Origin of the sequence: Methylocaldum sp. GT1TLB, from assembly GCF_051027445.1 — a bacterium.
GTDB lineage: Bacteria > Pseudomonadota > Gammaproteobacteria > Methylococcales > Methylococcaceae > Methylocaldum.
Genome location: NZ_CP194898.1, coordinates 4,070,127 through 4,093,980, shown reverse-complemented (window position 1 = coordinate 4,093,980; position 23,854 = coordinate 4,070,127). Strand labels below are relative to the sequence as shown.

The following is a 23,854-nucleotide window of genomic DNA, read 5'->3' as shown; positions in this document are numbered from 1 at the left end:
CATCCCCGGCCGTCATATCAAGGCGTGGCATCCCGCGCGACGAGGATCTCGACGCTGGCGGGCTTGTCGGAGCTGCTATTGGTGAATTTCATTTGGCGTGGCGCCACGCCGAACAAGGCGACGCCGCCACCGGAGAAGATTTGGGGACTGTCCAGTGTCAGAGAGGAGGAATCGGTGGTCCCGTCACTGACCTTGAAGCTCAGATGCGTACCGTAAGCGGAAGACTTGATCACCAGAAGGTGAATGGCGCTGCTTCCCCCCGGTTGCAGGTCGATGACCTTATCGCTGTCGCCCGGCTGGATCGAAACCTCGATCCGGTCGGTTGCCTCGATCTCCTGAGGCGGGCGGGAAAGAGTCACCGCCGCGCTGCCACTGACCTGTATCGTGAGCGACCAACTCAGAGTTGCCATGAGCTTTCTCCTTTTTTATTTGAGCGTCATGAGCCTTTCCCGAGCGGTAATACGCCTCTTGAGGACCCTTTGTCAAGGCCGAGAGACATCCGTCGATATCTTGAGACGGAATACGAGATTTACGCAGTCGTAACCATCACGGCAGCCGGACATGGCGTACCGGGTGACGGGAGAACAGGCGGGCCATCAAAGCGCCAAAGCCTGACCGACTTTCCATGTCCCCGTCTTCCAACCCTCTCGATCGGCTATCGTTCCAGAATGAGCTCGGCTAGCTTCGTACCCAGCACTCTCGATCGAATCTTTCCGAACGCCGTATCGCGGCCGGTCGAGGTGTCGTCCTCGAACGGCGAAAAGCCGCAATCATCGGTCGTTCCCAGTTGATCGAGCGAAAGGTATTCTGCGGCCTTCAACACGCGATCGCGCACCGCCTCCGGCGTCTCGACCTCCGGATTGAGCACGTCGATCACGCCGACGAAAATCCTCTGCCCCGGCCACACATGCCGCCGAAGCGCGGCGAGCGCGCGGTCGGACTGTTTTTCGCTGGCCAGCTGAACGTAAAAATTGTCGGCCTTGAGCTCGAGCAAACTCGGCAAGAGTTCGGCATAGTCCACGTCCGCACTATGGGTCGAGTCGCGGTCGCCGCCGGGGCAGGTATGAACGCCGATGCGCCGCCGCTCCTCGGGAGTGAAATGATCGAGCACGCGATTGTTCAAAGCGATGAATTCCCGAAGCAACCGCTTCGAGGGATCGAGCTTGACCGCAAGCCGACCCTCCGTGAAATCGATCTGCACGCGATGGGCTCCCGCCTCGAGACAACCCCGGATATCCCGGGCGGCTTCCCGGACGAGGTCGTCGAGGAAAGCTTCCCGAGGATAGCCTTCGATCCCGTCGGGCGGATAGATCAGACTGAGCGCCGAAGCCGAAATGACGGCCTGCTTCACGGGCAATGAGGTCAGGCGTTGGGCAGCCCGGAGGTATTGGTCGGCGTACGTCGCGTAGCGAAACGGCCCCGCCGTCAACCGCGGCAACTGGCGCGTATGGCCATCGGCAAACGTAATGACCGCGCCGTCCGGGGCGATGTTGGGAAGGCCCTGTAGCGGATAAGTGGCAAAGCTCGGCTTGGTTTGCTCGCCATCCGTAACGACTGGCGACCCGGTATCTTCGAAGCGGCGGAGGGTATCGCGCAGAGCCTCCTCGGACACCGTCGCCAGCCGCTCCGAGGAAGCCCGGCCGGCACGAAATTCCCGCAATAACGCTAAAAGCTCCGGAGGACGGGGGATGCTGCCGATCGGTTCAGTTGGAATCGTCATGGTATTCTCCGCAAGGTAACGAGATGGAGGGGTTCACTTTCGGCCGCAAAATATCCGTATCGGGGTTCATGCCGAGCGGCCGTTCTGTCGGATGCTCCCGGACACGGCGCCATAGGTGGCGACAAGAAAAGGCACCGCATACGTCAAAATCGCCTGCGTCAAATTCCAGGGCGACGCGCCCAGGAGAGCCTCGGGTTGGTTGATAAGATTCAAGAGCGTGCCGACGACCAGGGTAACCCGCAGCGAGCGAGGATAAACTCCGCCCGTCAGCGCCAACCGGTGACAGGCCATCACTTTCGTCCTGTAACGGAATAACATGTCAACCCAAAAAGCCTTGTTTGCTCGCATTCCTGAAGCTCATCAATATCTATATTTAATTAAAATTCATTAATATAAAACCAATCTTGGATGGAAACCTTATAACTCGGCTCCATCCGATGCGTCAACAGAATCTTCCGTAAACGTCAAATATAGAGATGTAATGGTTATGCGCCTCCCTCCGCGCGACCAGCGCGACATGCTGAAGATCGGCGAGTTAGCCGAAGACCTGGGAACCACGCCCAGAACTATCCGCCTGTACGAAGAACTGGGCCTGATCGCGCCCGAACGGACCCGTGGCGGGACCCGGCTTTACCGCAAGAAAGACGTCAAACGCATGGCGATCGTCCTCCGGCTTGCCCGCTTGGGGATGGAATTGAGCGATGTGCAGCGGCTCGCTTGCGTTCGCGAGCAATGCGGCTCCGGGGCGGAAGCCGTATCGAAGGTATTGCCGCTCCTGGATGAACTGCGGGGATGGATTGATTCGACCCGGAGCGAGCTGGAATTGGTGGAACGCGATCTTGAACGGGCTGAGATGCTGATTCGCCAATGCAGCCGATGCCCGAATCGGCCCAATCGCCTGGATTGCCCGCAATGTCCCGTCGACCGGGATGTCGATTTGACGGATCTCGCCCGTCTTATTTGGGATCCGACCAGTCCCTGATCCGGAACGCCTATCCGGCTATGCCGCAGGACCGGCATTGCCCAAGCGGGCGATGCGTTCAATGTCACCGGCCCATCACGGGCTACCCGGATATCGCCGTCGGAAAATTCGAGCAGCAGGCCGCGAGGCCGTAACCCATCGCGCGACCTCGGATCGGTGGGTTACGCGGGGCCTGTCGCGAGCGGAGCCGAGGGGCTATCCCACCATCGATGGGTTTCGCTTCGCTCTACCCATCCTACGATGAATGTCCATTCGAATGTCGAATGGAATTAGCCGCCACCACGATTCAACGCGGCGACTCGTGCAGAGACGGCCTGGCTTACGGAACCGCGGCTTCCGAGATCGCGGCGTCGGCCGAAGCGGCGGCGGCCAGCGGCAGATACACCACGAACTCGCTGCCCCGTCCCGATCCCTCGCTGTGGACCTCGACCCGGCCGCCGTGCAGCTCGACCAGGCGGCGCACCAGGGCCAGCCCGATTCCCAGCCCCCCTTGAGACCGGTCGAGGGTACGGTCGACCTGGGTGAAAAGATCGAACACGTGGGGCAACATCCCGGCCGAAATACCGACGCCAGTGTCGCGGACGCGGACGACGGCCTCGTTGCCCATGTGCGCCGCCGTGAGATGAATGTGTCCGCCGGCAGGCGTGTACTTGGTGGCATTGTTGAGCAGATTGGCGAAAATCTGGGCAATCCGCACCGGGTCCGCATCGAGAAGCAAGGGTTCCGGCGGGAGGGAAACGCTCAGATCGTGGTCGTTTGCCTGGATGAGCGGCTGATTGGTTTCAACGGCATGACCGATGACAACCGCCAGATCGACTCGTTCCTTCTTGAGCTCGATCTTGCCGCGGGTGATGCGGGACACTTCCAGGAGATCGTCCACCAGCCGGACCAAATGGTTCACCTGGCGCTCCATCATCGTGAGCATGGCACGAGTGCGTTCGTTGGCCACAGCTTCGGCGTCGGATCTTTGCAGCACGTACAGGGCATTGCGGATCGGGGCCAGCGGATTTCTCAGCTCGTGCGCCAGCATCGCCAGGAACTCGTCCTTCTGGCGGTCGGCAGCGCGCAAGGCTTCCTCCATGTGGTGGCGCTCGGTCATGTCGGTTACCAGCGCCACCAGGTGCGCCGGCGCATCCGCCGATTCACGCAGCAGCGAAACGAACTTGCGCACCCAGACCGTTTGGCCGTCCTTGCGCAGGTAGCGGTTTTCCATTTCGAAGTAAGGAAGTTCCTCTTCCCGCAGGCGGCGGAGCGCGGAAAAATTGGCGGCACAGTCGTCGGGATGCACCAGGTCGGGCAAAACCAGGTGGCCGAGTTCCTCCTGGGTATAGCCGAGCAGAGTGCAAAATGCGGGATTGCACTTCAGAACATGTCCCTCTTCGTCGGTGATGGCGATGCCGGTCCCCGCATGCTCGAAGATGGCGCGGAAGCGCTGCTCGCTGGCGCGGAGGGCCTCGTCGGCGCGCTTGCGCTCGGTGATGTCGTTGAAAAGAATCGCCACTTTTCGTTCCTCCGGCGCGCCGATCCGAAAGGCGTAAACATCGTAATAACGGTGGAGCTGCGCCGCGCGGTTCTCGAAACGCATCGGCTCGCCCGTCAAGGCGATCCGGCCGTAAATCTCGAACCAGTGTTCCTCGTGCAGAGGGGCGATTTCCCGCATCCGTCTGCCGGCCGCGTTGGGAATTCCCGTCTGGCGTTCAAATGCCGGATTGACGGTCAGGAACCGGTAATCCACGGGTTTTTCGTTTTCATCGAACAACACTTCGATGGTACAAAACCCCTGGTCTATGGACTCGAACAGGGCTCGGTATTTCTCTTCCGACTCGCGCACCGCGTTCTCGGCGACCTTGCGGTCGGTGATGTCCTCGGTAAAAAGGATTATCCCGCCGATGGCGCCATCCGCCCCGCGCCACGGCCGCACCTCCCAATGCTGCCATTGGACGGTTCCATTGGTTCGGACGAAGTGGTCTTCGTCGGCGGTAACGACTTCGCCGGCCAGTGCGCGGCGATGGGCGTTTCTCCAGCGCTCGGGAATCTCGGGGAAGACGTCGTAATGGGAACGGCCCCGCACCTCGCCTTCGAGACTGTAATCGTCCAGCCAACGGCGGCTGACGGCGAGATAACGCATTTCACGGTCGAACATGGCTACCGCCGCGGGCGCATATTCGATAAACAGCCGTAGCCGCTCCTCGTTCTCGCATGCCTCCGCCGTACGTTCGAGCACGCGGGCTTCGAGCTCGCCGTAGGCGCGCTCTAAACTGAACAGCGCCTGCCGGTGTTGCCGGGTAAGGGCGGCGACCACGAGCGCCGAGAAGGCGACGATGACCAAGAACATCTGTACCAGCCACTGCCGCTCATCGGGAGCGAAGTCGGGATTTGCGAACAGCCCGAGCCCGCCCGCCGTGTAGCGCACCGCCATGACCGTCAGGATGGCCATGGTCAGCGCCATTCCGAAAATTTCGAAGCGCAGCGTGGCCCACAGCAGGGGCAGCATGATGATGTAGCCGTACGGAAATCGGCCGGTGAAGACGAGGTGGGCAATAGCGACGAACACGGCGATCATCGTCCCGGCTTCAACCCAGCGAGCGACTTGGATGTCCCGCCATTTCCATCGAGCCTGAAAGACCTCCAGGACCAGGGGAGCCACGATCAGGACGCCCACGCCGTCGCCGACCCACCAGAGCGGCCAAACCCAGGTGAACGCCTGCCACCCGAGCGCGGCCAAGATCGCGGCACCCAACGTCGCGCTGAGGACGGGGCTCAACAACGCGCCGAAGAGGATCAGCACCAGCACCTCCCGCAACCCGCGCAACTGAAACGGCGCGCCGCACCAGCCGCGCACCAGGCTTGCGCCGGCCAGTGCTTCGAGCGTATTGCCCAAATAGATGGAAAAAGCGGCGGAAAGCGGAATGTGGAACAGCCACAGGTCGCCGGCCGCTTCGGCGGGCAATCCGGCCAATATCCACCAAGGCCAATGGCGTTTCTCGCTCAACAACAGCACCGCAAGATAGAGACCGCTCGGCGGCCACAAGGTTACGCCCGATCCGGGCAGCAGCGTCAGCCAATGGCCGAGCCAGGAACCCAGCAGGTAGGCGGCGGGGAATAAGGCAAGGTGAAGGAATTTTGGGCGGGGCGACTCGAACACGGCTTTACCAGGGTCGTAATTACGGGGCAGGCAGGCAGATGGACCGATCGATTTCGGCGGAGTGGAAGACCGATCTTCCCCGCGTCACGCCCTGGATATCCAGGCGTTTGCCAGGCTCAACGGGCGCACCGGCAGGAGTTGTAGTCTCATCCTAATGTACAGAAAGGGTATTCCGTTTGAATCAACGCATTTTCGCATTTGGTTCGAAGCGAAGGAAGGGTAAACGGCTCGCGGTAACGGAACCGACAGGCGAGTGCACGGCCACCCGGCCGGGCAAAGACGTCTTTGGAGGTCGCGGATCGAAGCCTCAAACGCGCCATGGGAGTGCGGCCTCTTTATGGCGTTTCGACTGTTTCGGTTGAGCCGACAAATTACCGGCTGGACGGGGCCGTTTCCTCTTGGCCCAGTCCGCCTAAAAATCCTTGACTCGAAAATTCGGCTTTTGGATCATCGACGAGCTACCGTCCCCAATCTGTTCATACCATTGCGTTTTTCATGCCCGTCAGGGCGGCAAATGCGCGATTGCTGCAATCGGAGGACACGAAGATGCCGCAAGATCCGTCATTGGTCCCGCGCCCGTCGGAGCAGCACGCCGCCTGGCAAAGAGCGCTGCACGGCGGCGATCTTTCGCGATTGGAACAGCTCGCTCTCAACGACGATCCGGCCGCCGCGCTGTTCGAGCTCGAAACCTACGTCAACGGGATCTACCGGGCCAGTCAGCATCCGCTATCCAACCGTCCGCTGCCCGATATCCGCTCCGAAGTGCGTCTGGTACTGCCTTACATCGAGGAGATCCGGACCCGGCTCGGATGGCGCATTCGGGAGTTCGATCTCGGACCGCTGCGCCTGATTCGCCGATCGAGTGCGCTGTCGCCGGTGCTGGGAGCCGGAGTCTCGATGGGCGCCGGTGCGCCGTCCTGGTCGGATCTGGTGCTCTTGATGCTGGAGGAAACGCTCGACAAGGGCCTGGAATTCCATGAATCCGTGCCCGCCGCCGACAATCCTCCTCAAGCTCCGATCGAATTCCTTCCCGACGGCACCGTGCGCACCGGCGGGAGCGGCACCTGGCGCTTTGAGCAACGGGTCAGCGAAGTGAGGCGCTTTACCTCGGAGCAGGAGCAAATCGCACGAAGGATCTTCGCCGAGGTGAAGGCCAAACGCTCTTCCACCGATGTCGAGACCCTAATGCAGGGAGCGCAAGTGTGTTACGACCTTTGCGGTCAACACCTGTTTCGCCTGCTCACCAGGATTCTCTATACGCGCGCGAAAGAGCCCAGCGAGATCCACCGGGCCATCGCCGAACTGGCGCATGCGCAGGAGGTGCCGGTGCGCGGTCCCGGCCTGTTTCCGGGCTGGGACTCGATCATTACCTACAACTTCGATGCCCTCATGTCCGAAGCGCTCGCCGAACAGAAGATCCCGCATGCAGCCTGGGCCATGAAGGGCGATGAGCTTCGAGGCGACCCCGACGAACTGGCCCGCAACAGCCGGTGGCACCAACCGGTCTTTCATCTGCACGGCTACACGCCCAGACGCATTTTTTTGATAACGGACGTCCGCTTTGTCTTTTCGACGTCCCAGTACCTGACGGTGTACAAAGGTCCGCGATCCAGGATTCTGGAGACGGTTTATCGGGGATTTCTGGCCAATCCGGTACATATCGCGCTCTATATCGGTTGTTCGTTCACCGATGACGCGATGAACGACCTGCTTCGGGAAGCCATCGCGGAATACCCGGGCCGCTACCACTACGCGCTCCTGAAGTGGCCGCACGACAGACAGGGGAAGGAACCGGCCCCGGACGAGATCGAGGCGGAATCGGCCAAATACCTCGAATTCGGCGTGCGTCCGGTATGGTTCGACGATTTCAAGGAATTGCCGGGTTTGATCCGGCACTTGCAGTGATGATGGCTTCGGTAACGAGCGTACATGCCGGTGCCGTGTGCGCCCTTGCTGAATGATCATGCGCGCTCGTTGCCGGCGATCAACACACCCAATCGCAGGCGTTTCGGCGCGCATGAAAGCGTGCGGGCATTTCCGATCTTCGCATTCGTGGTCTTCGTCAGGAGGCCGCTTCGCGTTTTTTCCAAGATCATCAATCGCTCAGCTTCGGGCGGGTCGCGCCGACATCAGCCGTTTTCGGAAACAGTGCGCTGCTCGATAAGAGCGCGATCAGCGTCACCGGCAGCTAACTCTCGGCGGGAAATGCGGGTAATAATAAGCCGTCCCGGTCAAGGCCAAAGGTCGTCTTGGTCCATCGACCGGTCGAATCCGACGGAATTGTGTAGAAAGCGATGAATAACGTTACCTCATTGATTCGATTGATCGACAACGGGCTCTCGACCCAAGTGATGCTTAACGACGGCGGCATGATCTTCGGGTTTTGGCCGCACGACATCATCGCGCGGGGAAATGTAGAGGCGGGGGTTGTCGTGGTAAGGGGGATGGTTTGCGTTGATTGTCAGCCGCCGCAGGACCGCGTCATTCCGCTATGCGACATCGGCGGCGTGTTCAGCGAGCGGCCACGACAAACCTTCATGGCTGACCCGGCGTTTTTCCAGCGCAACCCGGTACCGAGGGGATGGACGACGATTCACACCTTGCTTCCGAGTACCGTCGCCGCGCGCTGAGAAGAACCGGATCAGGCCGGCATCTCCCGAACAATCCAGTGGTTTATGTTGAGCTCTCTCTTAGCAGGGAGGGGAGCGACAATGCCCACGGGCACATTAAAGGCAAGATTATGGCTTCATTAGTAAAACATATCGCTTCGATTGAACTGGCGCCCGCCAAAACCACTGGACTCAACGATCTGGGCGTTCCCATCGGCGAGACGACGCAGGTGAAAAAGGGAAAATTGCAGGAGTTCCTGCAAACCCTCGACACCGGCGCCGTTGCCCGCCGTTACCAGAATATCCGTGTCACCGCGGTCAAGACGACCGAAGCGGGCCGCCTGTTTTCCAAGCTATTCATCCAGTTCGAAGTGTTCGGCGATGACTGGAGCAGCCGTGGCGACAACACCGGGGTCGAATACGTGCTCTACCGAGGGGACAAGGTTTTGCACCACATCCATCAGGGGAGGATCTTCCTACCGTATTGCCGCAGCTGGTATGAAAACCAGTACGAGCACACCATTCCCAACGAGGTATTCGACGAAGTCACGCGCATCGAATTTGTCGCCAATACCGATGAAATGCAGCCTGGCTGACAGGAAAGACGAAGCCCGCGCGCTTGCGGCGGCAGAGAAGCAGGCTCACGCCAACATAACGCGGGCGCCGGGCTCCCTGCCCTGTGCTTAAGGTGCGTCCGAAAACAATGTTCCGATTCGTATATCTGGTGTAGGGTGGGTTAGGCGCGCACTCCCACGAAGCATTCGGCAGTCACGGAACTCTTCGCGCGCCGTAACCCACCGGTTGCGCGGCCTTGGTCGGTGGGCTACGGCGCGCGGAAACACCAAAGGAACTTTGCAGGTGTCGTGCGATACGCGCCTAATTCCATTCGGCATTCGAGTGAACATTACGTAGGGTGGGTTAGCGGAGCGTAACCCACCGATTCGAGGTCGCTCGGTGGGTTACGGCCGCGCGGCCTAACCCACCCTACTACGAAATCGTTTTCGGATAGAACAGAATGTTATCGGCGACCAAGTCCGTAACGATCAACTGCCGTTTCCGGTGTCACCGGAGCCGGTTTGCTTTTTCCTCGCGATAGCTTCAGCCAATTGATCCGCCGCGGCGGTGATTGCGGCGGCGCGCCTGCGCATTAAAGCCAGCATCTCGTTCAACAGGACTTGGGGATGGTCCTCTACCACGCTTTCGCCCACCAGCCAGCAAGCCAGTGCCGGTTCGTCCCGGCCCAAGGCCCGAGCAGTGTCCCGCTGCCAATCGCTGCCGAACAGAAACCGCGCCGCATTGCGAAACAGGTCCCGCTCGGACGCATCGGGGTCGAATACGCGCGTGGCGGAATCGCCCGTCGACGGGTTTGACTCATCCGCACGTGCGTCGAGTGGCGGCTCCTTTTGAGCGGGCGGAGCAGGCACTCTGAACTCCTCGTGAGTGGCCTCGGCCAGGCGCGAGATTTCAGGCAACACCGAACGTATCAGCTCGGCGCCGGCCAGGGGCACCTTCCAGTGGCGTTTCTCGGGAACCCATTGCACCTTCGGAACCCAGCGCAGCATCCGGTGCAGCGTGTCGCTATAGCCCGCCTTGATGATGATGCCGTCATCGGTAACTTGTACCCACGGGTTCGGCGGTAAGGGGTTGGCCGCCAGGGCGGCGCGCGCTTGGTTTTCGTCAGTCATAAATTCGGTACGGAGACTTGGCCTCGACAATCAAGTGAAGCGAATAAGGTAACGCAGCCTGTCAACCTGGAAACGGCAGTTCAACCTGCTCGAGTGTGCGGCTGGCCAGGTTCTTTTGTTCGAACAAACCCGCCACAAGTGTGGAGAATTGTCGACTAAATTACAAGGTTATTTGTGTGGAAATTCGCTGCGTTGCAGTATTCCGCAGCCATCGGCGAGGCCGGAGCGGCGATAAAATTCGTTCATTCGCCCGCTCGTAGTGCCTTATTTTTCCGTCCCGCAACGGCAAACTCGACTGACCGCTCCCGCCCTAATCACACCGAAAACATCTGCCTCACGCACTCAGACCACGGTTTGGCGCGACAACTGCTTAGTTATTCAAAAAGGCCCGAATCGTCCCGTTTGCCGGAATGTGCTTCGTCTATACGGTGTCGATGTGACGGCCTTCGCAAGGGTATCGATGAGGATTGACAGATTGCGGGGTGTGCGATGATCGAGATTTCTGCGGCCGACGGCCACGTATTTTCCGCTTATCGGACCGAGCCGCCGGACGCGCCCAAGGGTGCGGTGGTGGTGCTTCACGAGGTGTTTGGCGTCAACCGGCACATTCGGACGGTGACCGACGCATTCGCGGCGAAGGGTTATATGGCCATCGCGCCAAGCCTCTTCGATCGGGTAAAAAAAGATGTCGAGTTGAGCTATGACGACGCCGGTGTTGCCGAGGGTCTGGATCTCGCGCGGCAGGTAGGACTGACGAACGCCATCGCCGACATTCAGGCGGCGGTCGATGCCGTCGCCAGTGCCGGCAAGGTGGCTATCGTCGGCTACGATTGGGGCGGCTACCTGGCTTACCACGCGGCCAACATGGTGAAGGGGCTGGCTTGCGCCAGCATCTATTACGCCTGCGGGGTGACCCAGGATTTGTACGGAAAGCGGAAGATTCAGACGCAGCTGCATTTCGGGTCTCTCGATCCGTATATCCCTTTCGAGCTGGTCGTTCAATTCCGTTCCGCCAGACCGGACGTCAGCGTTTACGATTATCCGGCGGGACATAGCTTCAACTGTGAAGAGCGCGATACTTACGACGCTTCGGCGGCCCAGAAGGCATTCGAGCGTACCTTGACGCTGATTTCCCACAACTTGGAAGGCCCGCCTCCCGTCACCCTGAAGAACGCGGGAAGCTACGCCTCGGCGAAAGTCGAGAAGAAGAAAAAGCAGGCTTCGGACGACCTCGGACCGCCGCTGTAACGGGAAAGGTACGAAATCCCGAGCAGTTTCGGCGTCTTGAGTTCGGAGCCCGCCGAGAGTTTGAGAAAGAGTCGGAGTGGTTATGACGGTCATCGAGCGCAATTTCGGGAAGAGAACACGCCAGACGATAAGGCGCTTCGGGGAGCTCTTGTGCCTGGATGCCCTGCATGAAGCCAATATCAAGGCTAATCCGGTGCCTTACCTCGAGCGGGCGAGCGAACGCATCTTTCAATTGGAACGGGCTTTATTCGAAGCCGCCCAGGCCGTCGCGCCACCGGCGGAAGTCTCTCCGTCAGGCGAGTGGGTTCAAGTCGACAAAGCGGAGTACGAACGCCTACTGCGCTGCCGCGACATCGTCGAAAAAGCGCTCGCCGAGCATGCGAGGGATGAGGAGTTTTAATCATCGGGCGCGGCCCGGTGCTCGATTTTTGGAGACTTTTGTTATGGCCATGAATCTTAGATCGTTTTTCAACGGCCCCGAGTGGGCGGAAATCGGCATTCCCGACTGGTTTAAGGGACGAGCGGAGGCTTTGATCGCCCAGCTCGGCGACGACAATCCCGATGTCCAGGTATTCAAGGACATTCTTGCCGCCGGGCGGATCGGGCAGGAGGCCGTGATGCGTGCGGATAAGCTGGCCGGAACGACCAAGAACGCCGATGTCTTTCTCCTCGCCGTCGACATCGCGACCCATGGATTTACCGTATTGCAGGTGATCGCACAGATGGTTCCCCTGCGCCGGAAAGCAGCCTAGGGGCTTTCCGATCACGTACGCCGGAGCCCGGCCGCCCCCGTGCTGCCTGCCGGCAAGCCCACCGGTACGTGCTCATTCCTCCTGTGACTGGGAGTTGCGTACCGCCGGGGTGGCGGGAAACCGGGAGAGGTCGCGCCAAAGCGGTCAGGACATCCCCTGCCCCACGAACTGATCGGCCGGATAAAACAGAATGCAGCCGGGCGCTCAGCCCGAAACCGCGGCCTTGTCCCGAGCGTCGAGTTCCGCGCGGATCTTATCCATGTCCAGCGCCCGGACATGCTCGATCACTTTTTCCAGCGAACTGGCGGGCAATGCGCCGGATTCGCGAACCACCACGATCCTGTCTCGCAACACCATCAGCGTCGGCACCGAGCGGATATCGAATCCTTGCGACAGCTGGCGTTGTTGATCCGTATCGATCTTGCCGAAAAACAAATCGGGGTGTTTTTCGGAGGCGGCTTCGAAAACCGGCGCAAAGGCGCGGCACGGGCCGCACCAGGTTGCCCAGAAATCCAGAACGACGATGGGATGGGTTTCGATCAGCTGCTGAAAGGTGTCGTCGGTGACTTCGATAATGGCCATGACTCAAATATCAGGGTTGTTGGGGTGGAGAAAGAGGTCGGCGCAGGTTCGCTGCACCGATGGCGAAAGCTAGCCGGTGATGTCCACCTGCACCATGCCGTTCTGCAGGCGCATGGGATATTCCTTCATCTGCCATCCGGCAGGTTGCAGAGACTTGCCGCAGCGACCGTCGAACACCCATCCATGCGCGATGCAATAAAGAATTCTGCCGTTGAAATCGCCCTGCCCCAGGGAAACGCCTTCATGCGGACAACGCGCTTCATAGGCTTTCGGCTCTCCGCCGTCCGGCCACATGATGACGATCTCTTTGTCGCCCACCTTGCAGGGCACCAACTCCCCTTCGCCGATCAGGCTTTGTTTGCAAACGTCTTCATAGGCCATAAAGGGTCTCCGGATGATTCAAACCAGGCCGGGGTCGATGGAAATGCGCCATTTTCGGTTCAGACAGGACCATGCCTGCAACGACACCGTAGGAGCGGCCTCTTTGCACGGTATCCAGATTTTTTGTGGCACGTATGTATTGGAAGCGATAAACATGCCATCGGTTTGCAACGGCAATTTCTCAATGATTTCAGGACGATCGTCCCTCGATGCAATGTCCGGAACTGGACAAACCCGACAAACCTGATCGCTGTTTTCCGAAATCGGCAGAGCCTTACGACTATCTTCTTGAATGATGCGGCGCCTTACTCCCGCCTGGCACGCATGCAGGGTGACGAAAAAAGAGGCCGGCAGGACGGTCGGGAGTTTGGCCGAACGATAGGCCTCTCATTCAGAAAGCAGAACAGTGATAAAGTTGGTCGTAGTGCGTAGGCAGGGCTTCGCTCGGAGAATTTCCTGAACTTGGCCTGTCCGCGCGGCCTCCTTGACTGGGCATCAAACCGGCACATCGGTGAATCGAGATGAACGCGAGCGATGTTTTTGGGTTTGCGGACGCATTGGGTCCCGCCAGGATCATTCACGTTTATGAACCCTCCGCAGGGTTGAAAGGCATTCTGGTCGTAGACAATGTTGCGAGGGGTCCGGCCATCGGGGGATTGAGGATGGCGCCCGATGTCAGCGTGGCGGAATGCTTTCGTCTCGCCCGGGCGATGACGTTCAAAAACGCGGCCGCCGGTTTGCCTCATGGCGGCGCCAAGTCCGTCATTTTCGGCGATCCCAAAATGCCGGGACCGGATAAGGAAAGACTCATCCGCGCTTTCGCCTCGAGTTTGAGAAACGAGAGGGATTATATTTTCGCGCCCGACATGGGTACCGATGAAAACTGCATGGCCTGGGTGAAAGACGAAATAGGCCGTGCCGCGGGTTTGCCCAGCGATCTGGGCGGCATTCCGCTGGATGAAGTCGGCGCAACCGGCTGGGGGATTTATCAGGCCACGGAAATTGCGGCGCGCTACTGCAATATGAAGATCGACGGCGCCCGAGTCGTGATCCAGGGGTTTGGCGCCGTCGGCCGGCACTCGGCGCGCTTTCTGGCGCAAGCCGGGGCAGTCTTGGTCGGCGCATCCGATAGTCGGGGCGCCGTTTACAATCCTCGCGGCCTGGATGTCTCGGCTCTGATGGAACTGAAAAAGACGGGAAAGAGCGTTTCCGACGTTACGGCCGGGGAGAAACGGGACCGGGACGCCGTGATCGACATGGAATGCGATATCTGGATTCCCGCCGCACGGCCGGATGTGATCAACGCGGCGAACGCATCGCGTCTCAACACCAAACTGATTGTCGAGGGGGCCAACATCCCCGTCACCCCCGAAGCCGAAAAATTCCTGCACGAGCACGACGTGCTCTGCGTTCCGGATTTCATCGCCAATGCGGGCGGCGTGATATGCGCTGCCCTGGAATATCGCGGCGTCACTCAAGCGATGGTATTTTCGTCGATTGGGGAAAAAGTGCGAAGCAATACGGAGCAGGTCTTGGAGGCCGTCAGTACCAAAGCCATTCTTCCGCGGCACGCCGCTTTGGAGCTCGCCGAGCAACGGGTCAAAAAAGCCATATCTTACCGGCGCTGGTCTTTATTTTCCTCGGCGGATGATAATCCTAGAAGCGGCAGTTGACCGCTTCGATGCACCAGAAACGCCCGATGAATCCTGAACGCTCGGTCTGGTATCAGTCTCACCTGGTGGGTGAAACCGCTACGCACCCGATTGCACGACGGGCGGGCCGCCTGGCGGCGTTGCTCCTTCTAACAGGGGCCGACCCTGCCGCGTCGTCGCGCCTGGCCAGTCGACCCACCCGCCGCACACTCGAGTGCGTCCAACTGCCGTTTCTAGGATAATAGCCGTAGGATGTGGTGAACGAAGTGAACCGCATCGTTCGAGCGACCTCGGATCGGCGGGTTACGCTGCGCTAACCCGCCCTACAATAAATATTCATTTGAATACCGAATGGAATTACTTCACCCAAAGGCGCTTTCCGGCCGCCGCTCAGAACAGCAGCGATGGCCAGGAGCGGGTAGTCCAAGTTTGGTTCGTTTTTCGCTGACCCAGCTTCAGCCCTTGACCCTGGATTTCAAATGCTCCGCAAGGCGCCTCATGGCCGACGAACTGTCATCGGGCGCAAGGCGAACATTGATGATGCTTGGCGTGGCGCGGTCTGCGAGCGATTTGACGAGCGCCTCCTCAAACGCTTCCTCATCGGGCGCATCGTATCCGTTCAGCGGACCGAAAAGCTCGCCCAGCCGGTCGAAACGCCAACAGCCGATGTCGTTGAAAGGCCCGTCGAGGATGAACCGTTCGGTGCTGTAACCGCAATTGTTGAAAACCACCACGATGGGAGCCAGGCCGAAGCGTACGTGCGTCGAAAGCTCGGTGCCGGTCATTTGAAACGCGCCGTCTCCGACCAGGATGAGCGCACGATGATCCGGACGGGCGATTTGCGCGCCGAGCGCGGCGGGCACCGCAAAGCCCATCGTGGTATAGAAAGCGGAGGACAAGAACTCGCTCCGCTCGTAGACCTGTAGGTCGATCGCGGCAAACAGGCAATCGCCCACGTCGCAGACCACGATCATGTCGGAGGTAAGCGCCCGATTCAGCCGTTCGATCAAACGGGCGATCGTCATCGGCCGGTTCGGTTCGGGAAACCCGCTCGCTTCAGGCACGGCGGGCGCCGCCGGGAAGGTTTCGCTCCGAGCTTTCACCGAGCGCGCCAAGGACATGACGAAATCCGACAGGGTGACGCGGGGATAGCGGTGATAGCGGATCACGACTTCGTTTTGAGCCGCGCGCACGATGCGATGGGGATCGAGACGCGCGGTGTAGATGCCGGTATCGATGTCGTTCAAGGTGACGCCCAGCATCAGCAGCAAATCGGATTGTTCCACCATGTAACGCGCGTTCTCCGAACTCATCGCGCCTTCATAGACGCCGAGATAGGCCGGGTGCCGCTCGGCAATCACCGACTTGCCGGTCAAAGTGGCCGCCACCGGCAAGCGTGCCCGTTCGACCAGTTCGACCAGAGCGTCCTGAAGTCCGCGTCGATGCAGTTCGAGGCCCGCCAGAATCGTCGGCGATACCGACTTCGTCATGAGCTCCGCGGTCTCGGCGACCGCTTCCGATAAGGCGGCTCCATCGCTCGAAGGCTCTTCGAGCGGCTCTTCCGGCACCGAATAGCCTTCAGCCATGACCAGATCGCGCGGGAGCTCGATGTAAACCGGTTTGCACGACCGGCGGGCGGTCGCGATGGCGCGGTCGATTTGACGAAAGGCGATGACCGGGTCATCGAGCACGACCGTGGCGCAGGTGATGCGATCGAAAATCTCGCGCTGAAACGTGAAGGGGCCGAAGCGGTGATGAATCAGTGGATCTTCTCGCTGTTCGCGCACGCCCGGAGCACCGCTGATGACGACCACCGGCGAGGACTCCGCATGGGCACCGGCGACCGCGTTGACCGTATTCAGCGCTCCCACGCCGTAAGTCACCGCCAGCGCGCCTATGCCCTGGCAGCGAGCATAGCCGTCCGCGGCAAAGGCGGCGGTGTCCTCCCGCGTGGTGCCGATGTGCTGGATCGGGCTTTTGACCATCAAATCGTAGAAGCCGAGCACATAATCGCCGGGAACGCCGAAGATATGTTTGACACCGGCATCGTATAGACGCTTGAGGAGGTATTGTCCGATAGAATCCGATTTTGCAGTGCTCATGACGATTTCTCCGGTACTTTCAAATTTGACTGTTTTGGCCGCTTCCGATTGCGTATCCGTAAGTCCATCATCGTTTCCGGGCCAGCCTCGGCCGGCCGATCCACCACCGGTTGACTCCCCACAACACGATGCCGACGCCCAGCAGCGCGAGCGAGATCGCGTAGTCGCTGGCCGGCCGTCCGGATAGTACCGGTAGAGCCAGATAGCCGCAGAAAATCGCGCCAAGCACGGGCGTTCCAGGCGGCGCCCGGAAGTGCGCATGCTCGACTTTCTCCCGGCGCAGCACCAGACAGGCGATATTGACCCCGGTGAAAACGCACAGCAAGAGCAGGGCCGTGGTGCCGCCGAGCTTCCTCACGCCATCCTCGCCAGCCGTAACGACCAGCGCGACCGCAATCGCGGTGGTGAACAGGATCGACACCCATGGCGTGCGCCGGGTCGGATGCACGGCGCCGAACACCGGCGGCAGAATCCGTTCGTTCGCCATGCCGTACAGCAGCCGGCTGGCCATCATCATGTTGATCAGGGCCGAGTTGATCACCGCAATCAGGCCGATGCCGGCAAATACCTTCAGCGGAAACGCCGGCGCACCCACGGCGACCACCTTCAAAAGCGCATCGGATCTGGCGGCCGAAAGCGTCTCGGCCGGAATCAGCAGCGAAGCGGTAAGCGCCACCAGCTCATAAATCAGGGCCGCGGCAATCAGCCCCGATAGCAGCGACCGCGGGAAAATCCGCGCGGGGTCCCGGCACTCCTCCGCCATGTTTACCGCGTCCTCGAATCCGACCATGGCAAAGAAGGCCAAGGAAGTGGCCGCCGAAATCGAGAGCAGCAGGTTTCGGTCCTCGGTGTCGAATTCGAGGAGCCGGCTAGGCTCGCCTTGACCGCTCCCCGCCGCGTACACGCCTATGGCGATGACGATCACAAGGCCCGATATTTCGACGCCGGTCAGTACCATATTGATCTTCACCGACTCGGCCACCCCTCGAAAGTTGATCAGCCCGAGAACGAGGAGAAAACCGACCGCCACCGGCAGCACCGGCCAGGGAGCGAACGGCTGGAGGTAGGTAGCGGCGAATGCGCGAGCCGCCGCCCCGGCGGCCGTAATGCCCGAACTCATCACGGCGAAGGCGACCAGGAAGGTCAGGAACGGGATTTTAAACGCCCGCTGGGTGTACAAGGCCGCGCCGGCCGCGCGGGGATATTTGCCGACCAGCTCCAGGTAGCTGAACGCGGTGAGGAACGCGACTCCGAACGCTACGAGAAATGGCAGCCACAGCGCTCCCCCGATCTGGCCGGCCACGCTGCCGACGAGGGCGTAGATGCCGGTGCCGAGCACATCGCCGATCACGAAGAAGAACAGCAGCTTGGGACCTATCGCCCGCTTCAGCGCCGGCCGGCTCTCAACCGTGCGCTCGCCGGTCTCGCTCATCTCGTCGTCTCGCCATAGCGGACCCCGGCACAAAACAGCACCCGAGAATGTGTTTCGGCGATGCTCCGATCGTTCCCTTGCGGCACTGGGTGCTCCGAGGCAGTAATCCGCATTTCTCACGGATAGAGTGTGCATTAAGAACCGAAAACCGGGAAACTTGTTTTACCATGCTCGTTATCAGGTTATTGCTAAAATTCCATTTAACAAAGGCGCAGGTTGAAATGCAGTAAACTTATCCGCCACCTTAAAAACGCAGTCCTCGTGATCCCCTCGACGGTCCAATCGAAGCTCGTTGCCGCACTTCAGCACAAACGAATGATACTGGCTCGCGTGCTGACGCTCGTCGTGATGTTGAGCGTCGGCGGAGTCGGGGAATATATGGTACGGCTGGAACGACAAAACGCCGAACGCGAGCAGCGCAGCCAGGTCATCAGCGAAGTCGGCCAACTCAGAGCCGCGCTGGAAAGCGAGCTTAACGCCACGCTGTTTCTGACGCAGGGCATGATCGCCTATGTCACCACACGCTCGACCCTCGAACCCGAGGTGATCGAACCGATGCTCAAAACGCTCTACGAGTACGGACGGCATGTCCGCAACATCGGACTTGCGCCCGGCAATCGCCTGACCTACATCTATCCGCTCGAGGGTAACGACAAGGCGCTTGGACTCTACTTCCCGGATGTGAAGGAGCAGTGGCCCGCCGTCGAGCGAGCCATCCGCGAACGCAAACCGCGACTCGCCGGCCCAACCCAATTGAAGCAGGGCGGCGTGGGCCTGATCTACCGGATTCCGGTATTCCTCGGCGCCCAGGGAGACTATTGGGGGCTGCTCAGCATGGTGATCGATATCGAAAGCCTGTATGCGCACGTCGGCGTAGCGCCCAATGTACGGGGATTACAGCTTGCCTTGCGAGGCAGGGACGGCACCGGTTCGGAAGGAGAAACCTTCCTGGGCGACGACTCGTTATTCGATACCGATGCCATTATCGCCGAGGTCATTACACCGGGCGGAACCTGGGAACTGGCAGCGCGGCCCGACCGTGGCTGGGGCCGAGGCGGCCACTTCGGCTGGCTGCGCGGCGGCTTCTGGCTAGTCGGAATCCTGTTGGGGGGCGCCTTGCATCAAGTGCTGCTCTTCGCCGTCCGACGCGAACAACTCTCGGAGCAGCTGCGAGAACGTACGATCGAACTCGAACAAAGCCATGCCATGCTCATCGCGGAAGTCGACGAACGCAAGCGTCTCGAAGAAGAACTGCGCCACTTCGCGTTTTATGATGCTTTGACGCGGCTGCCCAATCGCCGTTTGTTGCTGGATCGCCTTCATCAGGCGCAGCTCGCGAGCGCGCGCCAAAGATCCCATGTTGCCGTGATGTTTCTCGACCTGAACAATTTCAAGGAGCTCAACGACAATCACGGCCACGATATCGGCGACCAACTCTTGATGGATGTCGCCCGACGCCTGCAAAGCACTGTCCGGGAAAGCGACACGGTCGCGCGTCTCGGCGGCGATGAATTCATAGTGATGCTGGAGGGACTCGGCCCGGAGGCGGAAAAAGCGCGGAATTACGCCGCCGCCCTTGCCGACGATATCCGCAATGTGCTGGGTCAAGAATACGTCCTGGGCGATATCCGGCACCAATGTTCGGCAAGCATCGGCGTCAAGCTGTTCCTGGGCACTAACGAAGACCCCGACCAGATTCTCAAGGATGCCGATATGGAAATGTACCGAGTCAAACAGCGTTCCGGCAGGGTGGCTTGGGGCTGAATGTAAACGATCGATGACGGTAAGACACACTGTCGGCAAAGGATTGCCGACCTACGCCCCTATGGCGCGGAGGTCGTAGGGTGGGTTAGGCGCACTATACCGCCGATCGATGCCGAACACTGCGCTTCACGTGCGCCGTAACCCACCATAGTAGGTCGGAAATCCCTTTCCGACACACGGTCGGCAAAGGATTGCCGACCTACCATCCTAGAGCAGTTTCCGTTCGTCGCTCAATCGCGGGCTAAAGCCTGCTCCCACAGGCCGTAAACCAATCCGACAACCACCCTATAATCCGGCAGAAACGGCATGGCAGTTGGCACATGGCCTCCCTATCGGCTTATTGGATGATTTCATGGCGAAAGGAAGACGCGTCTTCCAAAGGTTCGATATGGGTCACGATGAGGAGATTCGGAATGACCTCGCGGATATCGGACTCGATGCGCTCCAGGAGTTCGTGTCCCTCCTGGACCGTCATCGCGCCGGGTACGAGCACATGCAGGGTGATCAGCCGCTGGGTGCCGGCGACGCGGGCGCGGAGGTCGTGGAACTGGATGCCTTGCCGCCGGTAGTTGTCGAGAATGCGTTCGATGCGATGGCGTTCCTCGGGAGGTATGGCGGCGCCGAGCAGCCCGGAAAGCGAGCGCAGTATGAGCTGGGTGCCCGAGACCACGATATTGAGGGCCGCCAGAAGCGCGATGGCCGGGTCCAGCCATTGCCACCCGGTCAATGCGATTCCGCCCAGCCCTGCCAGTACGGCGCCGGTGGTCCAGACGTCGGTCATCAAATGCTTGCCGTCGGCCTCGAGCGTGATCGATCCGGACCGGCGTCCCGCCCGCAGCAGCACCCTGGCCACCGCCAGATTGACCAGCGCTGCCGCCACCGAAACCAGCATGCCCAGATTGATCGCCGCCAGCGCCTGAGGATGCATCAGGCGATCCCAGGCCGCCCAGGCAATGCCGGCGGCCGCCACGACAATCAGCGCGCCCTCGAAACCGCTGGAGAAATATTCGGCTTTACCGTGCCCGAACGGATGGTTCTCGTCGGCCGGTCGCGCGGCCAGCGTGAGGACGACCAAGGCCGCCGCGGCTCCGAACAGGTTCACCAGGGATTCGGCCGCATCGGACAGAAGCGCCACGGAACCGGTCACGAGATAGGCGACCGTCTTCAAGGCGATCGTCACGAGGGCCGCGAAGATCGATAGCCAGGCATAGCGGGTGAGCGGGGCCTCCGGCGATCGCGAAGCGGTTACTTCATTCCGACCATCCTCAGCGGCGCGACGAAAATAGCCGGCGAGAAAATTACCCGCCGCCCGGACGAGACGCCTCGCCGCATAGTACAGAACCATGGGGCCGGCGACGGATAACAGCCCGCCGAACATGGCGATCAGCCAGTCGTCCCGGTGTAAGGGTTGCAGACTCAAACGCGCGGCCAGCCAAGGCGTCTGCACCAGAACCAGCGACGATCCGACGGTCGCAACGACCATCAGCCAGGCGGTCTTCGTCCGCAAACGGCTCAGAACGGCAGTGGCCGCCGCACTGGCGCAGGTCAGCGCCACCATCGCCATGGCGCGCGCATGTTCGACACTGCCGCCCGGCAGAAGGCTGCGGTCGTAGGTCCACAAGATCAGCGCAGTGATCAGAGCTCCGATCGTGGCGATCAGGAACCACTCCCCACCCGAGAAAAATCGCGCCTCCCGGCGCTTCGGCACCAGCCGTAGCGGCCCGCGCGCCGGCAGTTCCTGAAACACCAAAAGCGCCGTCGGGTGGATGAGCGTCTCCAGCCAGACAATATGTACGGGCAAGTACAGGATGGGATGCCCGATCAGCGGAATGAAGGTGGCCGTAATGACCAAGGGAATGTGGATCAGCAGCAGATATTGGAAGCTGAGCTGGAGATTGCGGAATAGCTGCCGCCCCTCGGCGATGGCCCGCACGATGGTGCCGAAATTGTCGTTGAGCAGGACGATGGAAGCGATTTCCCGTGCGCTACGGGTACCGCGCTCACCCATGGCGATGCCGATATCGGCAGCCTGAAGCGCCGGAACGTCGTTCACGCCGTCGCCGGTGACGGCCACGATCTCGCCTTCCGCCTTCAATGCCCGCACCAGGGCCAGCTTCTGGGTAGGCAGGGCGCGCGCCACCACGTCGACATCCGGACGAAGAGAGGCACCATCATCGAGACGGCGGACCAGTTCGTCGCCCAGAACGATGCCGCCCTTCATCCCGATCTGCCGCGCCACGCCGCCCGCGGTCGCCGGGTGATCGCCGGTGACCATCACCACGCGGATGCCGGCGGCGCGGCATTCCCGCACCGATTCGATCACGCCGTCCCGGATCGGGTCCTCGAAAGCCAGCAATCCCAGGAACCGGCCGCCGCGGTCCGGTTCGCCGCCGCTCCAGGCGCCATCCAGATGCCAGCATGCGCAAGCGAGCACCTTGTGGCCTTCGGCGGCCAGGCGGTCGACCCGCGACGCCCAATCGGTCCGTTCCACCTCGCTAAGGTTTACCAGCGCCAGCAAGACTTCAGGAGCCCCCTTGCTGGCCACGTGTATCCTGTCGCCGATCCGCACCACCACGGTTTCGCGGCGGCGCTGCTCGGTGTAGGGATAGGTCTCGAGCACGACATCGGCAGCGGCCGAAATCGCACGTTTCTGAACGCGTTCGAGGATCGCCGTATCCATGGGATCGCCGGATTCCGCACGGGACGCAAACGCCGCCCATCGGAGCAGTTCATCTTCGGAAACGTCCGCGCCGGGGGCCAGATGTTCGAGCCGAAGACGGCCCTCGGTAATCGTGCCGGTCTTGTCGGAACAGATGCAGGTGATGCGACCGATGTTCTCCACCGATACGCCGCGCCGGACCAGCGCCTTCCGCCGCGCCAGCCGATACACGCCGACGCCCAGAAACAGGGTGAATACCACCGGAAACTCTTCGGGAAGAGCCGCCACCGCGAGGGTCGCCGCGCTGACCAGGGCGTCCACCCAGCCGTGGCCTTGATGCAGCCGCACGCCGGCCAGAATCAGGCAAAGCACTCCGGCAGCCGCGATCAAGAGCGTCACCAGGTTGGAAATGGCGGTCTGCAACGGCGTGCGCTCCCGTTCGCCGGCGGCCGCGGCACGGACGATCTCGCCGTAAAGCGTTTGCCCGCCCGTATACACTACAGTCATTTCCGCCTGGCCGGTCAACAGGCGGGTACCGGCGAATCCCCAATGCACATCGTCGATCCAGGCTGATTCGTCGAATCGCAGCGGCATTGCTCTGAGAGCGTGCTTCGGCACCGGATACGCTTCTCCGGTCAGAGACGATTCATCCGCCTGCAATTGCTCCCCGACGGAGATCAACCCGTCGGCCGGAAAAGCCTCGCCGGTCTCGATCCGCACCCGGTCGCCGGGAACCAGCTCGGAAGCGGAGATTTCCAATAGCGCACCGTCACGGACGACACGGGCGGTCTGAGCAAGCTGCCGGCCGAGTCCTTCAGTCGATACCTGTGTCCGGCGATGCAGAAAGGCATCCATGCCCAGCAACGGCAGAATGGCCGCCATTAGCGTCATCGCCTCGGCATAACTGCCGAGCACGGCATAAATGAGACCGGTTCCGACCAGGAACCAGATCATGGGGTCCTTGAGCGTATCGCGCGCCAGTTCCAGCCACGGACTGCCGGCGATTTCGAGAATGTCGTTCCGGCCATATCGTTTTCTGCGTTCGGCGATATCGATAGAGGACAGTCCGCGTGGGTCATGCGGAAGATCCTTCATTCGTACAGCGGGAATATCGCGACGCATGGCGGTGACGGTCTCTTTG

General features: G+C 60.7%; 19 protein-coding genes. 9 read left to right on the top strand and 10 right to left on the bottom strand.

Annotated elements, in window-relative coordinates; translation table 11 throughout:
* Nucleotides 1-17: 17 nt before the first annotated feature.
* From ACR2R1_RS18060 to nrtS, 3 genes are all read right to left on the bottom strand, one after another.
* Nucleotides 18-410, bottom strand: a complete 393-nt coding sequence (locus ACR2R1_RS18060) for a hypothetical protein (RefSeq protein ID WP_077729975.1) — start codon at nt 408-410, stop codon at nt 18-20.
* 245 nt (nt 411-655) lie between these two features.
* Nucleotides 656-1,720, bottom strand: coding sequence for a cobalamin-independent methionine synthase II family protein (locus tag ACR2R1_RS18055; protein ID WP_434111271.1), 1,065 nt, complete (start codon nt 1,718-1,720; stop codon nt 656-658).
* A 66-nt stretch (nt 1,721-1,786) separates the two neighbouring features.
* On the bottom strand, nt 1,787-2,011 hold the full coding sequence (gene nrtS / locus ACR2R1_RS18050; RefSeq protein ID WP_205780742.1) for a nitrate/nitrite transporter NrtS: 225 nt from the start codon (nt 2,009-2,011) through the stop codon (nt 1,787-1,789).
* Nucleotides 2,012-2,207: 196 nt separating this feature from the next.
* Here nrtS and ACR2R1_RS18045 point away from each other — a divergent pair, with 196 nt between their 5' ends.
* Nucleotides 2,208-2,702: a MerR family transcriptional regulator gene (locus ACR2R1_RS18045; protein ID WP_168175393.1), complete on the top strand. Its 495-nt coding sequence runs from the start codon at nt 2,208-2,210 to the stop codon at nt 2,700-2,702.
* Between the two features lie 319 nt (nt 2,703-3,021).
* Here the strand turns inward: ACR2R1_RS18045 and ACR2R1_RS18040 are convergent, their stop codons facing one another.
* Nucleotides 3,022-5,847: a PAS domain S-box protein gene (locus ACR2R1_RS18040; RefSeq protein ID WP_434111267.1), complete on the bottom strand. Its 2,826-nt coding sequence runs from the start codon at nt 5,845-5,847 to the stop codon at nt 3,022-3,024.
* Nucleotides 5,848-6,393: 546 nt separating this feature from the next.
* On the opposite strand from ACR2R1_RS18040, the gene ACR2R1_RS18035 reads away from it, so the two are divergent.
* The 3 genes from ACR2R1_RS18035 (at nt 6,394) to ACR2R1_RS18025 (ending at nt 9,052) form a co-directional block, all read left to right on the top strand.
* Complete coding sequence (locus ACR2R1_RS18035) at nt 6,394-7,752, top strand: SIR2 family NAD-dependent protein deacylase (RefSeq protein ID WP_434111265.1); 1,359 nt, start codon at nt 6,394-6,396, stop codon at nt 7,750-7,752.
* Nucleotides 7,753-8,141: 389 nt separating this feature from the next.
* On the top strand, nt 8,142-8,477 hold the full coding sequence (locus ACR2R1_RS18030; RefSeq protein WP_077729970.1) for a hypothetical protein: 336 nt from the start codon (nt 8,142-8,144) through the stop codon (nt 8,475-8,477).
* Nucleotides 8,429-9,052, top strand: coding sequence for a hypothetical protein (locus tag ACR2R1_RS18025; protein ID WP_168183798.1), 624 nt, complete (start codon nt 8,429-8,431; stop codon nt 9,050-9,052). The genes ACR2R1_RS18030 and ACR2R1_RS18025 overlap by 49 nt, the downstream gene beginning before the upstream one ends.
* Before the next feature lie 447 nt (nt 9,053-9,499).
* On the opposite strand, the gene ACR2R1_RS18020 is transcribed toward ACR2R1_RS18025, so the two are convergent.
* A complete protein-coding gene (locus ACR2R1_RS18020) occupies nt 9,500-10,141 on the bottom strand; it encodes a hypothetical protein (RefSeq protein ID WP_434111263.1) in 642 nt (213 codons plus the stop codon).
* A gap of 489 nt (nt 10,142-10,630) precedes the next feature.
* Between ACR2R1_RS18020 and ACR2R1_RS18015 the strand changes: the two genes are divergently transcribed.
* The 3 genes from ACR2R1_RS18015 to ACR2R1_RS18005 all read left to right on the top strand — a co-directional run bounded on the left by ACR2R1_RS18015 (nt 10,631) and on the right by ACR2R1_RS18005 (nt 12,141).
* The gene (locus ACR2R1_RS18015) at nt 10,631-11,389 is read left to right on the top strand and encodes a dienelactone hydrolase family protein (protein ID WP_156880518.1); all 759 of its coding nucleotides are present in this window, start codon (nt 10,631-10,633) and stop codon (nt 11,387-11,389) included.
* An 82-nt stretch (nt 11,390-11,471) separates the two neighbouring features.
* Complete coding sequence (locus tag ACR2R1_RS18010; RefSeq protein ID WP_086134049.1) at nt 11,472-11,789, top strand: hypothetical protein; 318 nt, start codon at nt 11,472-11,474, stop codon at nt 11,787-11,789.
* A gap of 43 nt (nt 11,790-11,832) precedes the next feature.
* Nucleotides 11,833-12,141 (top strand): hypothetical protein, encoded by a 309-nt coding sequence (locus ACR2R1_RS18005; RefSeq protein ID WP_077729965.1) that lies wholly within the window; start codon nt 11,833-11,835, stop codon nt 12,139-12,141.
* Between the two features lie 204 nt (nt 12,142-12,345).
* Here ACR2R1_RS18005 and ACR2R1_RS18000 read toward each other — a convergent pair whose 3' ends face one another.
* Nucleotides 12,346-12,723 (bottom strand): thioredoxin family protein, encoded by a 378-nt coding sequence (locus ACR2R1_RS18000; protein WP_156880520.1) that lies wholly within the window; start codon nt 12,721-12,723, stop codon nt 12,346-12,348.
* Nucleotides 12,724-12,792: 69 nt separating this feature from the next.
* On the bottom strand, nt 12,793-13,104 hold the full coding sequence (locus ACR2R1_RS17995; protein ID WP_077729963.1) for a Rieske (2Fe-2S) protein: 312 nt from the start codon (nt 13,102-13,104) through the stop codon (nt 12,793-12,795).
* Between the two features lie 521 nt (nt 13,105-13,625).
* Between ACR2R1_RS17995 and ACR2R1_RS17990 the strand changes: the two genes are divergently transcribed.
* On the top strand, nt 13,626-14,777 hold the full coding sequence (locus ACR2R1_RS17990; RefSeq protein ID WP_156880522.1) for a Glu/Leu/Phe/Val family dehydrogenase: 1,152 nt from the start codon (nt 13,626-13,628) through the stop codon (nt 14,775-14,777).
* Nucleotides 14,778-15,211: 434 nt separating this feature from the next.
* Here ACR2R1_RS17990 and ACR2R1_RS17985 read toward each other — a convergent pair whose 3' ends face one another.
* Together ACR2R1_RS17985 and ACR2R1_RS17980 are read right to left on the bottom strand one after the other, a co-directional pair.
* Entirely contained in the window at nt 15,212-16,858 is a 1,647-nt protein-coding gene (locus ACR2R1_RS17985) for a thiamine pyrophosphate-binding protein (RefSeq protein WP_156880524.1), read from the bottom strand.
* A gap of 67 nt (nt 16,859-16,925) precedes the next feature.
* Entirely contained in the window at nt 16,926-18,290 is a 1,365-nt protein-coding gene (locus ACR2R1_RS17980; protein ID WP_347258734.1) for an APC family permease, read from the bottom strand.
* A 315-nt stretch (nt 18,291-18,605) separates the two neighbouring features.
* On the opposite strand from ACR2R1_RS17980, the gene ACR2R1_RS17975 reads away from it, so the two are divergent.
* Nucleotides 18,606-20,054 (top strand): sensor domain-containing diguanylate cyclase, encoded by a 1,449-nt coding sequence (locus ACR2R1_RS17975; RefSeq protein ID WP_156880528.1) that lies wholly within the window; start codon nt 18,606-18,608, stop codon nt 20,052-20,054.
* A gap of 337 nt (nt 20,055-20,391) precedes the next feature.
* On the opposite strand, the gene ACR2R1_RS17970 is transcribed toward ACR2R1_RS17975, so the two are convergent.
* A complete protein-coding gene (locus tag ACR2R1_RS17970; protein WP_205780741.1) occupies nt 20,392-23,808 on the bottom strand; it encodes an HAD-IC family P-type ATPase in 3,417 nt (1,138 codons plus the stop codon).
* Nucleotides 23,809-23,854 lie beyond the last annotated feature (46 nt).